Consider the following 11,854-nt stretch of genomic DNA (forward strand, 5'->3'; position numbering starts at 1 on the left):
CAGCTGGCTCGCATGATGCAGCCGGCCGCCGCGGAACTCGATATTCACCTGCGGATTCTGGCTAGCAAGCCGGACTCCTCTGCCGCGCAGGTCACCCCGGACGTGGTGCTGGGGGATTACACCTCCTTGGAGGAGCTGCGCGGCGTGGCAGAGGGCGCGGATGCCATTACCTTCGAGCATGAGCATGTGCTCAACGAGCACTCCGCCGCGCTTATCGACGCCGGATTTAACGTCCAGCCCCAGCCCACCGCCCTCATTTATGCGCAAGATAAGCTCAAGATGCGCGAAAAGCTCGCCGCGCTGGGTGCTCCCGTGCCGCGCTTTGCCGCCATCGACTCGGTGGCCGATGCCCGCGCGTTTTTCGACGCCGTCGATGGCCGCGTGTGCCTCAAGGCCCGCCGCGGCGGTTATGACGGCAAGGGCGTATGGTTCCCCACCGCCGATGATTGCTTTGAGCTGGTCTCCGAGCTGCTTGAGGCCGGAACCCCGCTGATGGCCGAGGAAAAGGTGGAACTTACCCGCGAGCTTTCCATCTTGGTCGCCCGCCGTCCTTCCGGCGAGGCCAAGGTGTGGCCGATTACCCAGTCCCGCCAGGAAAACGGCATCTGCGCCGAGGCCATTGCCCCCGCTCCTGGCCTTACACCGGAACTTTCCCAGCGCGCGTCCGAGCTGGGTCTGACCATCGCCGAGTCCCTCGGCGTGACCGGCGTGCTGGCCGTCGAGCTCTTTGCCTTCGACGGCCCCGAAGGCGAGGATATCTCCGTCAACGAACTGGCCATGCGCCCGCATAACACCGGCCACTGGACCCAGGATGGCTGCGTGACCTCCCAATTTGAGCAGCACCTGCGCGCCGTGCTCGACCTCCCCTTGGGCGCAGTCGACGCGCTTGCACCCGTCACCGTGATGGCCAATGTCTTGGGCGCCGACGAAGATCCCGCCATGCCCATGCCGGAGCGCGTCCGTAAAGTCATGGAGCGCTACCCGCAGGCCAAGATTCACCTTTACGGCAAGGACCACCGCCCTGGCCGCAAGATTGGCCACGTCAACGTCACCGGTGAAGATACCGACGAGCCCCTGACCATCGCCCGCCAGGCCGCGCACTTCCTCGTGCACGCCGAATGGGCTTAAATTCCTGCCTGTAGAAAGGACACTATGCAACCGCATGTAGGCATCATCATGGGCTCCGATTCCGATTGGCCCACCGTTGAACCCGCCGCTCAGGTCCTCGCGGACTTCGGCATCCCCTTCGAGGTTGGCGTGGTCAGCGCCCACCGCACCCCGGAAAAGATGCTGGCCTATGCCAAGGAAGCCCATACCCGCGGGTTGAAGGCGATTATCGCTTGCGCCGGCGGTGCCGCGCACCTTCCCGGCATGGTCGCCGCGGCTACGCCGCTGCCGGTCATCGGTATCCCCCGCGCACTGAAGGATCTCGATGGCCTCGACTCCCTCCTGTCCATCGTGCAGATGCCCAGCGGCGTGCCGGTAGCCACCGTCTCCATCGGCGGTGCGAAGAACGCCGGCCTGCTCGCCGCCCGCATCCTCGGCGCTGGCGACCCCGCCATCCAAGACAAGATGGCGGACTACCAAAAGCAGATGGCCGAGGAAGTCGAGCAGAAGGATAAGAACCTGCGCGACAAGCTGCTAGGGGAGTAGCTGTTAACAGGAGCGTGAAGCTACACGCCAACTTGCAGCCACGTTATGGCCCCATGGAATCAACCTTCCATGTATAACGTGGCTGCATTGTAGGTTTTGGAGTTACTTTCCGGCTGCACGAGCGTAGAAGGGCGAATAAGGTGAAAGAGAACCAGATTTTCGGGGGAAATGGGGAAGTATGGAAAGCTGGGTGGTGTCCGGGCTGAGCCAGGACCAACTGCGTCGGCGGTTGGCTAAAGGTGAAATCTTCAAAATTGCACGGGGCCTCTATGTTCGCCGGAAACCAGAACCAATGGAGGTGGCGCAGTTATTACAGCAGCGCTGGCCGAAAGTGATGATTGCAGGAAAATCAGCGGTTGAGATTTACTCACGGACTGCCATGACTCTCCCGCTGGAGGTCGCGTACACCAACAGGCTGAGCTCGTCTGAATGGTTCAAAGCGCAAAGAACTCGCCAGCGAACGTTCTATGAGTTCAAAGGGATCCCGGTTCAAAACCCAATTTTGGCCGCGCTTGAAGTCGATGAAAAACGAGCAATCACCATGCTGGAGTTTCATTATCGCAGTGTACGAGGGAAAGCTGCGCTGGAGCGGGATTTATCTTCCATCTCGCGCGTGCCCGCTGGGACGAAAGAGATGCTGCGCAAGGTTGTCCACGGAAGCGATAGTGAAGCCGAGCGTCTGGTGGTACGCGCGCTTCGCCGCAGAGGGATGAAGGTTGAGACCAACCGGCAGATAGGTCCGTACTTCTGGGATCTTGTGGTGGGGAAAATCGCGGTGGAGATCGATGGCTACGATTTCCACAAAGCTGAAGACTTGGCCACTTTTATCAAGGATCGGTGGAAAGCAAACGACGCAACGCTTAGGGGCTATACAGTACTTCGGTATTCAGGCAGTTGCGTTAAGCGTCACTTGCGGGAAGTGGTGCAACAAATCGTAGACGCTCGGCAGCGGACTCCAGACTTTTCCGGCTACGCGCATCAATCGGTGTGGGATTGGCATTCACTGCTTGTCGGCGAACCTTATGAGCCAATTCGAGGCTAATTTATGGCCGCGTTAGCGACCGAATAGAGGAAGGCGGCAGGGACAACGCGGCTGCAACTTGGACACCAGAGTAAAAGAGCCAATAAATGGCCGCGTTAGCGGCCCGAATTGACGTGCGTAGGGCTATATCGTGGCCAAAAAGTCACCTTGCGAAAGCGCTAGAAGGGCACGCCGGAGCGCAGGATGACATTGGCAAACGGCGTGGTGGAACCGGTGCGCACGACGAAGGAGGCGCGGGCGACCTCGCGCTTGAGGTCGTCGTGGGAGACCTCGGTAAGCGGTACTGCGGGAAGCAGGGAGCGCACCTCAGGCGGGGTGGTATCGGCGATGGTGGCGGCTTCGACCACGACCTCATCGAGGAGGGCCGCCAGGGTATCGGCAAAGGTGGGGATGCCAAAGGTTAGCGTGAGGTCGATGACAGGCACTTCGCGGGGGATGGGCAGGCCGCAATCGGCGATAACGAAGGTATCGGTGTGACCGAGGCGGGCGACGGCGCTGGTGAGCGCGGGATTGAGCAGGCCGGATTTACGCATCGGTGACCTCCGGCAGGGCGGATTCGGTGGTGGGGTAGGACGGTTGCGCGCCGTTGCCGGTGGCGGCGAAGGCACCGACGCGGGCGGCGAAAGTGGCGGCATCGACAAGCGAGGCACCGGTGAGGAGCTGGGCGCAGAAGGCACCTGCGAAGGCATCGCCGGCGCCGGTGGTATCCACGGCGGTCACGCGCGGGGTGGGGATGTCCGTGCCTCCCTCCGGGGTGGCCACGTAGGCGCCGTGCGCGCCAAGGGTGAGAACGACGGAGCGGAAACCGGCCTCTACCAGGCGGTGGGCGAGCTCGCGTGGGGCGCCCTCAGCAGACAGGCCGAGCTGGTCCAGGATGAGTCCTGCTTCGTGCTCATTGGCCAGCAAAGGGTCGGCCTTCAGGAGCGAGTCGCGGTCGACCTCGACCACGGGCGCGAGGTTGACCACCACTCGGCCTTGGGCCGCCTCGACCGCGGCCTGGAAACCCGAGGCGGGGATTTCGCCTTGCAGAAGGACCACGTCGGCATCGGCGATGGTGGAGGCACGGGAGGAGACAAAGGAGGCGTCGACAAGCGCGTTGGCTCCCGGGGAGATGACGATGGTGTTCTCGCCATCGGCCGAGACGGTAATGACGGCGAGGCCGGTATTGGTGTCGGCCTGCTTCACGGCGCCTAGATCGATGCCGGAGGTGCGCATGTAGTGCATCGCAGGCTCGGCATAGGGATCGGAACCAACCGCGCCCACGAAGGCCACAGTGGCGCCCAGCTGTGCGGCCGCGACAGCCTGGTTAGCGCCTTTGCCCCCGGCCAAGATGTCGCCGCCAGAGCCCAGCAGGGTCTCGCCGGGCTGCGGGTGGCGCTCGGCGTGCACGATGAGATCGGCATTGATGGAACCGACGACGGTTAGCTTGCTCATTGGAAATCCTCCACATTGTCGCGGGTGACGGTGATGACCTCGACGGGGATGTTCTTCTCCGCCGCGCCACCGTGCAGGAGCGCTGCGGCTTGTTCGATGGCGCGGGCACCGAGCTCTGCGGGCTGCTGGGCGATGGTTGCTTCTAGCTTGCCATCTTTGACCGCCTTGAGGCCATCGAAGGTGCCATCAAAAGCCACCACCTTGACCTCAGATCCAGCGCGCGAGCCCAAAGCTTCGACCGCGCCGAGCGCCATTTCATCGTTCTCCGCAAAGATGGCCTTGATATCCGGGTTGGCCTGCAGCAGGTTGGTGGCGACGTTGAGGCCTTCCGTGCGGTCGAAATTCGCCGATTGCTTGCCGACGACCCGAATGCCCCCGTACTTCGCAATCTGCTCTTCAAAGCCCTTGCCGCGCTCGCGCGAGGCGGAGGTACCAGCGGTGCCCTGCAGGATGAGGATATCGCCCTTTTCCCCAATGGATTCGGCGAGCTTATCCGCAGCCTGCGCGCCACCGGCGACGTTATCGGAGGCCACCATGGAATCCAGCTCTACGCCGTTGACATCGCGGTCCACGCCGATGACGGGCACGCCGTCATTCTTGATGCCGCGCACGGCTGGGGCGACGGCATCGGAATCGGTGGGGTTGACCACGACGACCTTGGCGCCCATGGAGGTAGCATTGCCCAGCTGATTGACCTGCTGGGCGGGGTCATCGGAAGCGTCTTGGATGTCTAGCGGAACGCCGAGTTCCTTGGCCTTATCCTGTGCGCCGTGGCGCAGCTCGACGAAGAAGGGGTTGGTCTGCGTCGAGAGGGCTAGCGTGATGCGGTTGCGGTCTTCTTCCGAGCGATTGCAGGAGGCAAGGCCCAGCGCGAGGGCGGGGACAAGGAGGGTGGCGATGAGTTTTTTCATGGCGGGTGCTCCTTAGTTGGCCGTCTTATTGCGGATGACGTCGAAGCCGACGGCCAGCGCGATGACCAGGCCGATGACGATCTGCTGCCAAAAAGAGGAGACGTTGAGCAGGTTCAAACCATTGCGGATGACCGCTAGCAAGATCGCGCCGACGAGCGTGCCGGTGGCCTTGCCCTGCCCGCCGGAGAGCGAGGCGCCGCCGATGACGACGGCCGCAATAGCATCGAGCTCGTAGCCGGTGCCGGCCTGCGGCTGTGCGGATTCGAGGCGGCCGGCCATAACCATGCCGGCCCAAGCGGCGAAGAAACCGGAGAGTGCGAAGACGGCGATCTGGATGCGCTTGACCGGCAGGCCCGAAAGGCGGGCGGCCTCCAGGTTGCCGCCGATGGCATACATGGAGCGGCCGAGTACCGTGCGCTCCAGAATGAACCAGCAGATAAGCCCCGCGATGACCATCATGATGATCGGCACTGGGAAGCCTGCGATATCACCGCCAAAGGCGTTGACGGACGGGGCGGTCTCTATCGGCGAGCCCTGGGAGATGACCAGGGTGAGCCCGCGGGCGATGGACATCATGGCCAGCGTCGCGATGAAAGACGGGATCTTGCCCCACGCGGTGGCCATGCCGCAGATGGCTCCTGCCAGCGCGCCCACGAAAAGGCCGAGGAGCAGGGTAAGCCAGCCAGGCAGGCCCGCAGTGGAGAACATATAGGCAGAGACCATGGCGCCGAGCGCGGCGACCGAGCCCACCGAGAGGTCGATACCGGCGGTGACGATGACAAAGGTCATGCCGAAGGCCAAGATGGCCACTGTGGCGGCCTGGATGCCGATATTGAGCAGGTTCGCCACGGTAAGGAAGTACGGCGTAGCGATAAACAGCGCGATGCACAGGGCAATGAGGCCGACGAGCGCGCCATTATTCATCGCCCAGTTAACTACTCGATTCTTGGTCATGCTTCGTCCTTGGGGTTGGTGCCGGCAGGCGCGGCAGCTGAGGCAGAGGTAGCGGAGGTCACGTTGGATACGGCAAAGGCCATGACCTCGTCTTGGGTGGAGTCCTTAGGGAGCTGGCCGGCGAGTTGGCCGCCGGACATGACGAGGATGCGGTCGGACATGCCGAGCACCTCGGGCAGATCGGAGGAGGCCATGAGCACGGCGCCGCCGGCCGCGGTGACCTCATTGATGATGTTGTAAATCTCCACTTTGGCGCCGACGTCGACGCCGCGGGTGGGCTCGTCGAGGAGGAGGACCTTGGAGCCGGCCAGTACCCAGCGGCCAAAGACCGCCTTTTGTTGGTTGCCGCCGGATAGGTTCCGGATGGTCTGGGAGAGATCGGCCATGCGAATGCGCAGCTTCTCCGCTACGTCACCGGCGCGACGGCGTTGGCCGCTGCGGTCTGCCAGCCCCGCCTTGGCGGTGGGGTAGAGGGTGGCGAATCCGAGGTTATCGCCCACGGAGGCATCTAGAACTAGCGCTTGGGATTTGCGGTCTTCGGGGATATGGCCCACGCCGGCGCGGATGGCGGCACGAATATCGCCGCCGCGCAGCTGCGTGGCGCCGACGCGTATGGTGCCGGAATCGTAGGGGTCAGCGCCCGCGATGGCGCGAATGATTTCGGTGCGGCCGGCGCCCACGAGCCCGGCCAGGCCGACGACTTCGCCGGCATGGACGGTGAAGGTGACGTCGTGAAAGGCGCCGTCGGCAGTCAGCTCGGAGACTTCCAGCAAGGCCTTACCGTGCTCGGGAGGAACCTCGCGCGGGTACTGGTTTTCAATCTCGCGGCCGACCATGAGGCGCACCAGCTCGTCTTCGTCGGTATCGGCCGGGACCTCGGCGATGAAGGAGCCATCTCGCAGAACACTGATAGTCTCGGCAATGCGCGCCAGCTCCTCCAGGTGGTGGCTGATAAAGACCATGGCCACGCCCTTGGCCTTGAGTTCCTCGAGCACGGCAAAGAGTGCATCAACCTCCTTGCCGGTGAGCGCGGCAGTGGGCTCATCCAAGATGAGAATGCGCGCGTTCATGGACAGCGCCTTGGCGATTTCTACGAGCTGCTGCTTGGCCACACCCAGCTCGCCCACCGGCATGTCTAGGTCCACGTCCAAACCGATAAGATGCAGTGCCGCTTGGGCCTGTGCCTTGAGATGCTTGCGATTGACCAACCCAAAGCGGCGTGGGGTGCGCCCAAGCATGATGTTCTCGGCCACGGACATGGTGGGCACAAGGTTGAGCTCTTGGTGAATGGTGGCGATGCCCAGTGCCTCAGAGGCCTTGGTATCTGGGATTTTTACCTCTGTGCCATCTACCAGGATGCGGCCGGAATCCGGCTCGTGTACACCGGCAATCATCTTGATGAGAGTGGATTTGCCGGCGCCATTTTCACCCAGCAAGGCCTGCACTTGGCCGCGGCGGACGGTGAGGTCTACCCCCTTAATGACCTCTACCGGGCCAAAGGATTTGGTGACATTATCCAGGCGCAAAACGCAGTCACTCATGGCGTGGCTCCATCGAGTTGGTGGGCGGTGGACATGCGTGGGATATAGCGGGTTTCTAGCACCTCGCCTTCCGGTTGGTGCTTATCATTGATGGCCGCGATGAGCTTGGCCGTGGCGGTCTCGCCCATTCTGGCCACATCTTGGTCCACCACCGAGATAGGGGAAGGTTGGAAGCGCAGGTAGATGAAGTCATCGAAGCCGACGAGCGCGATTTCTTCTCCGATGAGCTTGCCCGCATTATGGCAAGCCTCCAGCGCGCCGGCCGTCATCATGGAATCGCCGGCAATGAGCGCGGTGACGCCTTCTTGTAGGAGTGCGAGGGCTCCTTTATAGCCCTCGCGGTGGCGGTAGCTGCCGTGGTGGATATGGGTAGGCATACCGCGGGTGGCGGCCTTGAATGCTTGGAGGCGCTGGCGGCCGGTGGAAGTTTCCTGCGGCCCGGAAAGGTAGCCGATGTGCGTGTGCCCCTTCTCCTTAAGCTGTTCCACGGCTTGTTTCATACCCGTGTGGGGGTCTGATAGCACTGCTGGAATCTGACCCAGGGCGCGGTCAATGAGCACGAGCGGGCGGTAAGCGCGCGCCTGCTCGAGCGCTTCTTCGGCGCCTTCGAGAGGTACCGCGATAATGCCGTCTACCTGGCGTTCCATCAGGGCATCGAGGGCTTTGACTAGGCGCTGCGGTTCCTCGCCACAACTGGTAATCATCGTGGCGAGTCCCTGCTTATCGGCGGCTTCTTCAATGGCTGCGGCCATTGCGGCAAAGTAGGCATTGTCTAGGCTGGGGATGACCAAGCCGATGGCGTTAGATCGGGAGCTGCGCAAAGCTCGTGCTTGGGCATTGGGCCTATAGTTGAGCTTGGTGGCCGTGTCCTTGACGCGTTGGCGCGTGGACTCCGAGATGGCTGGGTTGCCCGAGAGCGAACGGGACGCGGTGGAAATGGATACTCCAGCAGCAGCGGCCACGTCCTTGAGGGTGGTTCCGGCCATGCTGTCCTCCTTGGTTTAGGCGTGTGAGCCGGCTTCCGGCCCTCCTGGGTGCAATCGATTGCACATTTGAGTTAAAGGTACGGCTATTTCCATCTTTCTGTCAAGAGCCGGCATGTCTATGCTGGTATCCATGTCTGACCCGCTCCTTGTTTTGGGCTCCCGCGTAACTCACGGCTATCCCGGCGCCATGCTGCGCTCGCGCCTAGACAAGGCGTTGGCTCTCTATAGCGGTCAGCAGATTATTGTCTCCGGCCGTGGTGAGGCGGGACCCATGGCTACATACCTCATCGAGCGCGGTGTGCCGGCCGAGCGGGTAGTAGTGGAGCCGGAAGCCACGAGCACTAATGAAAATCTAGAAAATGCCCACCGTTTGGCCCCGGATGCCGTATTGCACGTGGTGACCAATGATTTTCATATCCTGCGCACGGCGCTGTGGGCCTGGCACCTCGGCATTGCCGTTCACCTGCATCCCGCGCGCACCCCGTGGCGGTTGATGCCGCGCAATTACCTGCGCGAAGTCCTGGCCACGCCACACTCCGCGGCGCGCATAGTGTGGCGACGGATGCGGGGATAGCGCTCCTGCCTCGGTGTGGCGGCTCGCGGCCCATAGGTGCCTCCAGCCCCGAAAGAGGTTAACAAGCGGTTAACTCTACTGCGGTGAGCAGCTGAAATAGAAGGTATTCGCGGGTAGTTATGCAAACGATTGACCGGCGCTTTGCCGTACTCCTAGGCTAAATCCAACGAAAGTTATAGCCAGAAAGGTCTTTGTTATGACCAGTGGAGGAGTGGCTGGCCCTGACGCCGACTACCCCAGCGTCGCACTTGCCCACGGCGATTATGCGGCCGAGATCGGTCTATTTGGCGGTGCACTCAAAGCGCTGACCTATCGCGGCGCGCCCTTGGTAGAAAGCTACGAAGGCAAGCCGCCGCTGATGGCTGGCGTGGTGCTGGCGCCGTGGCCGAATCGCACCGAAGATGGCTGGTTTGAATGGCAGGGGACTGCCCACCAGTTAGGCATCACGGAGCCAGAGCGCAATAACGCCATCCATGGATTCGCGGTGGATTGGTGGCACGTCAAGGAACGCTCGGACAACCGGGTGGTCATCACCTTTGATATTGAGCCGCGCCAGGGCTGGCCGTGGGCGATTCAGCTCGAGGCCACCTATGCCCTCGATGAGCAGGGATTGCACCACCAGCTCACCGCCCGCACCGCGGAACCCGGCGAGGTTCCCTTCGCCTATGGGCTGCACCTCTACCTCTGCCCACAAGGGGCAGGGGCGGAGGAAGCGGTGCTCAGTGTGGACGTCGGCAAGCGCTACCTGCTCGGCGCCCGCAACCTGCCTACGGGAAAGACGGAGCAGGTGCGCATTGTTAATCAGCCCATCGCCGAGGTGGACTGGGACGATTGCTTCCACGGCGAAGGCCCACTGACGGCCGTGTATTCGGCCGGTGGAAAGGGGGTGCGCCTGGAGATGGGCGAAGGCCTGAACTGGGTGCAGATGTTTACCCCGGCCGATTTCCCGCGGGCAGGTGGCCCCGGCAAGGCATTGGCCGTGGAGCCCATGAGCGCGCCGCCGAATGCGCTGCGCAGCGGGGAAGACCTCGTGCGCCTGAGCACTCAGAACCCGCAGAGATTCACGCTGCGCCTTGCAGCAGAGAACAATAACTAGAAAGGTCAGCCATGGAGACTGCTGAATCCGTATTGAGGCTCGATGCCTCCTGGGTGGACTACTTTTTGGTAGCCATCTACTTCCTCTTCGTGCTAGGCATCGGCTGGGCCGCCAAGGCCCGAGTGTCTAGCTCCATCGACTTCTTCCTCTCCGGCCGCGGATTGCCCGCCTGGGTGACCGGACTGGCTTTCGTCTCGGCCAACCTGGGCGCGGTGGAAATCATCGGTATGTCCGCCAATGGCGTGGAGTATGGCTTCCAAACCATGCACTACTTCTGGATCGGCGCCATCCCGGCCATGGTCTTTTTGGGCATTGTGATGATGCCGTTCTACTACGGCTCCAAGGTGCGCTCGGTGCCGGAGTTCATGCGCAAGCGTTTTGGCAATGCCGCGCACCTGGTCAATGCGATTTCCTTCGCTGTGGCCCAGCTGCTTATTGCCGGCGTGAACCTGTACTTGCTGGCCACCATCGTGGAGGCCCTGCTGGGCTGGCAGATGTGGGTGTCGCTCCTCGTGGCCGGCCTCATCGTGCTGTCCTATATCACCCTGGGTGGCCTTTCGGCTGCCATTTATAACGAGGTGCTGCAGTTCTTCGTCATCATCGCCGCCCTCGCCCCGCTGACCATCATTGGTTTGAACCGCGTTGGTGGTTGGAATGGGCTGAAGGACGCGGTGGCCCAGGATTCGCACTTCCACACGTGGCCGGGCACGGACATCTCCGGTTTTGAGAACCCAGTGTGGTCCGTCATCGGCATCGTGCTGGGCCTCGGCTTCGTGCTTTCCTTTGGTTACTGGACCACCAACTTCGTCGAGGTGCAGCGCGCCATGGCCTCCGATTCCATCTCGGCCGCCCGCAAGACCCCGATCATCGGCGCCTTCCCCAAGATGTTCGTGCCCTTCCTCGTGGTCATCCCGGGCATGGTTGCCTCCGTCTCCGTGGCCGATTTGATGGAGGAGCGCGCGGAGCCCAACGACGCCATCTTGCTGCTCATGCGCGACCTTTTGCCCAATGGCTTGCTGGGCGTGGCGATCGCCGGCCTGCTGGCTTCCTTCATGGCGGGCATGGCCGCGAATATCTCCGCCTTTAATACCGTCATCTCCTATGACATCTGGCAGACCTACGTGGTCAAGGACCGCGAGGATGACTACTACCTGAAGTTCGGCCGCATCGCCACGGTTATCGCCACCGCTATTGCCATTTTCACCGCGCTGCTCGCGCAAAACTTTGGCAATATCATGGACTACCTGCAGACCCTGTTTGGCTTCTTCAATGCGCCGCTGTTTGCCACCTTCATTCTGGGCATGTTCTGGAAGCGCATGACCCCGCACGCCGGTTGGTCCGGACTCGTAGCCGGTACCGGTTCCGCCATTGCCTTCTGGTACGTCGCATCCTTCACGGACATGATCAACCTGCCCGGCCAAGGCACCGCTTTCGTCGCGGCCGGTGTGGCCTTCGTGGTGGATATCCTGGTATCCATTGTGGTCACCCTGTTCACCCAGCCCAAGCCGGATAGCGAGCTGGTTGGCTTCGTCTCTTCCGTGACCCCCAAGGACCACTTTGAGGACTACACCGAAAAGTCCTTGCCGTGGTACCAGCAGACCGTCCCGCTGGGCATCATTTGCCTGGTGATGGCCGTAGCCCTCAACGTCATCTTCGCCTAAGG

The 11,854-nt window shown here is 62.2% G+C and carries 12 protein-coding genes; 6 read left to right on the forward strand and 6 right to left on the reverse strand.

Annotated features, from left to right (window positions below; translation table 11 throughout):
• Positions 1–12 precede the first annotated feature (12 nt).
• The 3 genes from MHY13_RS02035 to MHY13_RS02045 all read left to right on the forward strand — a co-directional run bounded on the left by MHY13_RS02035 (position 13) and on the right by MHY13_RS02045 (position 2,695).
• Complete coding sequence (locus tag MHY13_RS02035; RefSeq protein ID WP_239280471.1) at positions 13–1,128, forward strand: 5-(carboxyamino)imidazole ribonucleotide synthase; 1,116 nt, start codon at positions 13–15, stop codon at positions 1,126–1,128.
• Between the two features lie 24 nt (positions 1,129–1,152).
• Positions 1,153–1,653 carry a 5-(carboxyamino)imidazole ribonucleotide mutase gene (purE, locus tag MHY13_RS02040; protein ID WP_239228989.1) on the forward strand — a complete coding sequence of 167 codons (501 nt, stop codon included), beginning with the start codon at positions 1,153–1,155 and terminating at the stop codon, positions 1,651–1,653.
• Between the two features lie 178 nt (positions 1,654–1,831).
• On the forward strand, positions 1,832–2,695 hold the full coding sequence (locus tag MHY13_RS02045; protein ID WP_239280361.1) for a DUF559 domain-containing protein: 864 nt from the start codon (positions 1,832–1,834) through the stop codon (positions 2,693–2,695).
• 158 nt (positions 2,696–2,853) lie between these two features.
• Here MHY13_RS02045 and rbsD read toward each other — a convergent pair whose 3' ends face one another.
• From rbsD to MHY13_RS02075, 6 genes are read right to left on the reverse strand one after another with little or no spacing between them, the layout of a single operon-like run.
• The gene (rbsD, locus tag MHY13_RS02050; protein WP_204610011.1) at positions 2,854–3,228 is read right to left on the reverse strand and encodes a D-ribose pyranase; all 375 of its coding nucleotides are present in this window, start codon (positions 3,226–3,228) and stop codon (positions 2,854–2,856) included.
• Positions 3,221–4,129, reverse strand: a complete 909-nt coding sequence (locus MHY13_RS02055) for a ribokinase (protein ID WP_239234990.1) — start codon at positions 4,127–4,129, stop codon at positions 3,221–3,223. Before MHY13_RS02055 ends, rbsD begins: the two co-directional genes overlap by 8 nt.
• Complete coding sequence (locus MHY13_RS02060; protein WP_239234988.1) at positions 4,126–5,040, reverse strand: substrate-binding domain-containing protein; 915 nt, start codon at positions 5,038–5,040, stop codon at positions 4,126–4,128. The genes MHY13_RS02055 and MHY13_RS02060 overlap by 4 nt, the downstream gene beginning before the upstream one ends.
• Positions 5,041–5,052: 12 nt before the next feature.
• Positions 5,053–5,994, reverse strand: a complete 942-nt coding sequence (locus MHY13_RS02065; protein WP_239234986.1) for an ABC transporter permease — start codon at positions 5,992–5,994, stop codon at positions 5,053–5,055.
• A complete protein-coding gene (locus tag MHY13_RS02070) occupies positions 5,991–7,535 on the reverse strand; it encodes a sugar ABC transporter ATP-binding protein (protein WP_239234983.1) in 1,545 nt (514 codons plus the stop codon). The genes MHY13_RS02065 and MHY13_RS02070 overlap by 4 nt, the downstream gene beginning before the upstream one ends.
• Complete coding sequence (locus tag MHY13_RS02075) at positions 7,532–8,521, reverse strand: LacI family DNA-binding transcriptional regulator (protein ID WP_239234980.1); 990 nt, start codon at positions 8,519–8,521, stop codon at positions 7,532–7,534. Before MHY13_RS02075 ends, MHY13_RS02070 begins: the two co-directional genes overlap by 4 nt.
• Before the next feature lie 130 nt (positions 8,522–8,651).
• Between MHY13_RS02075 and MHY13_RS02080 the strand changes: the two genes are divergently transcribed.
• The 3 genes from MHY13_RS02080 to MHY13_RS02090 all read left to right on the forward strand — a co-directional run bounded on the left by MHY13_RS02080 (position 8,652) and on the right by MHY13_RS02090 (position 11,852).
• Complete coding sequence (locus MHY13_RS02080) at positions 8,652–9,095, forward strand: YdcF family protein (RefSeq protein WP_239280363.1); 444 nt, start codon at positions 8,652–8,654, stop codon at positions 9,093–9,095.
• Positions 9,096–9,291: 196 nt separating this feature from the next.
• Complete coding sequence (locus tag MHY13_RS02085; protein ID WP_239280372.1) at positions 9,292–10,191, forward strand: aldose epimerase; 900 nt, start codon at positions 9,292–9,294, stop codon at positions 10,189–10,191.
• 11 nt (positions 10,192–10,202) lie between these two features.
• A complete protein-coding gene (locus tag MHY13_RS02090; RefSeq protein ID WP_239280374.1) occupies positions 10,203–11,852 on the forward strand; it encodes a sodium:solute symporter family protein in 1,650 nt (549 codons plus the stop codon).
• The last annotated feature ends 2 nt before the right edge of the window (positions 11,853–11,854 follow it).

The sequence above is a fragment of the Corynebacterium sp. ACRPE genome (assembly GCF_022347435.1).
Taxonomy (GTDB): domain Bacteria; phylum Actinomycetota; class Actinomycetes; order Mycobacteriales; family Mycobacteriaceae; genus Corynebacterium; species Corynebacterium tuberculostearicum_D.

What these genes read in the sequence shown, in the direction of transcription:
- MHY13_RS02045 (WP_239280361.1), top strand. Translation starts at nt 1,832, where the DNA reads ATGGAAAGCTGGGTGGTGTCCGGGCTGAGCCAGGACCAACTGCGTCGG.
- MHY13_RS02090 (WP_239280374.1), top strand. Translation starts at nt 10,203, where the DNA reads ATGGAGACTGCTGAATCCGTATTGAGGCTCGATGCCTCCTGGGTGGAC.
- MHY13_RS02085 (WP_239280372.1), top strand. Translation starts at nt 9,292, where the DNA reads ATGACCAGTGGAGGAGTGGCTGGCCCTGACGCCGACTACCCCAGCGTC.
- rbsD (WP_204610011.1), bottom strand. Translation starts at nt 3,228, where the DNA reads ATGCGTAAATCCGGCCTGCTCAATCCCGCGCTCACCAGCGCCGTCGCC.
- MHY13_RS02035 (WP_239280471.1), top strand. Translation starts at nt 13, where the DNA reads ATGATGCAGCCGGCCGCCGCGGAACTCGATATTCACCTGCGGATTCTG.
- MHY13_RS02060 (WP_239234988.1), bottom strand. Translation starts at nt 5,040, where the DNA reads ATGAAAAAACTCATCGCCACCCTCCTTGTCCCCGCCCTCGCGCTGGGC.
- MHY13_RS02055 (WP_239234990.1), bottom strand. Translation starts at nt 4,129, where the DNA reads ATGAGCAAGCTAACCGTCGTCGGTTCCATCAATGCCGATCTCATCGTG.
- purE (WP_239228989.1), top strand. Translation starts at nt 1,153, where the DNA reads ATGCAACCGCATGTAGGCATCATCATGGGCTCCGATTCCGATTGGCCC.
- MHY13_RS02080 (WP_239280363.1), top strand. Translation starts at nt 8,652, where the DNA reads ATGTCTGACCCGCTCCTTGTTTTGGGCTCCCGCGTAACTCACGGCTAT.
- MHY13_RS02065 (WP_239234986.1), bottom strand. Translation starts at nt 5,994, where the DNA reads ATGACCAAGAATCGAGTAGTTAACTGGGCGATGAATAATGGCGCGCTC.
- MHY13_RS02075 (WP_239234980.1), bottom strand. Translation starts at nt 8,521, where the DNA reads ATGGCCGGAACCACCCTCAAGGACGTGGCCGCTGCTGCTGGAGTATCC.
- MHY13_RS02070 (WP_239234983.1), bottom strand. Translation starts at nt 7,535, where the DNA reads ATGAGTGACTGCGTTTTGCGCCTGGATAATGTCACCAAATCCTTTGGC.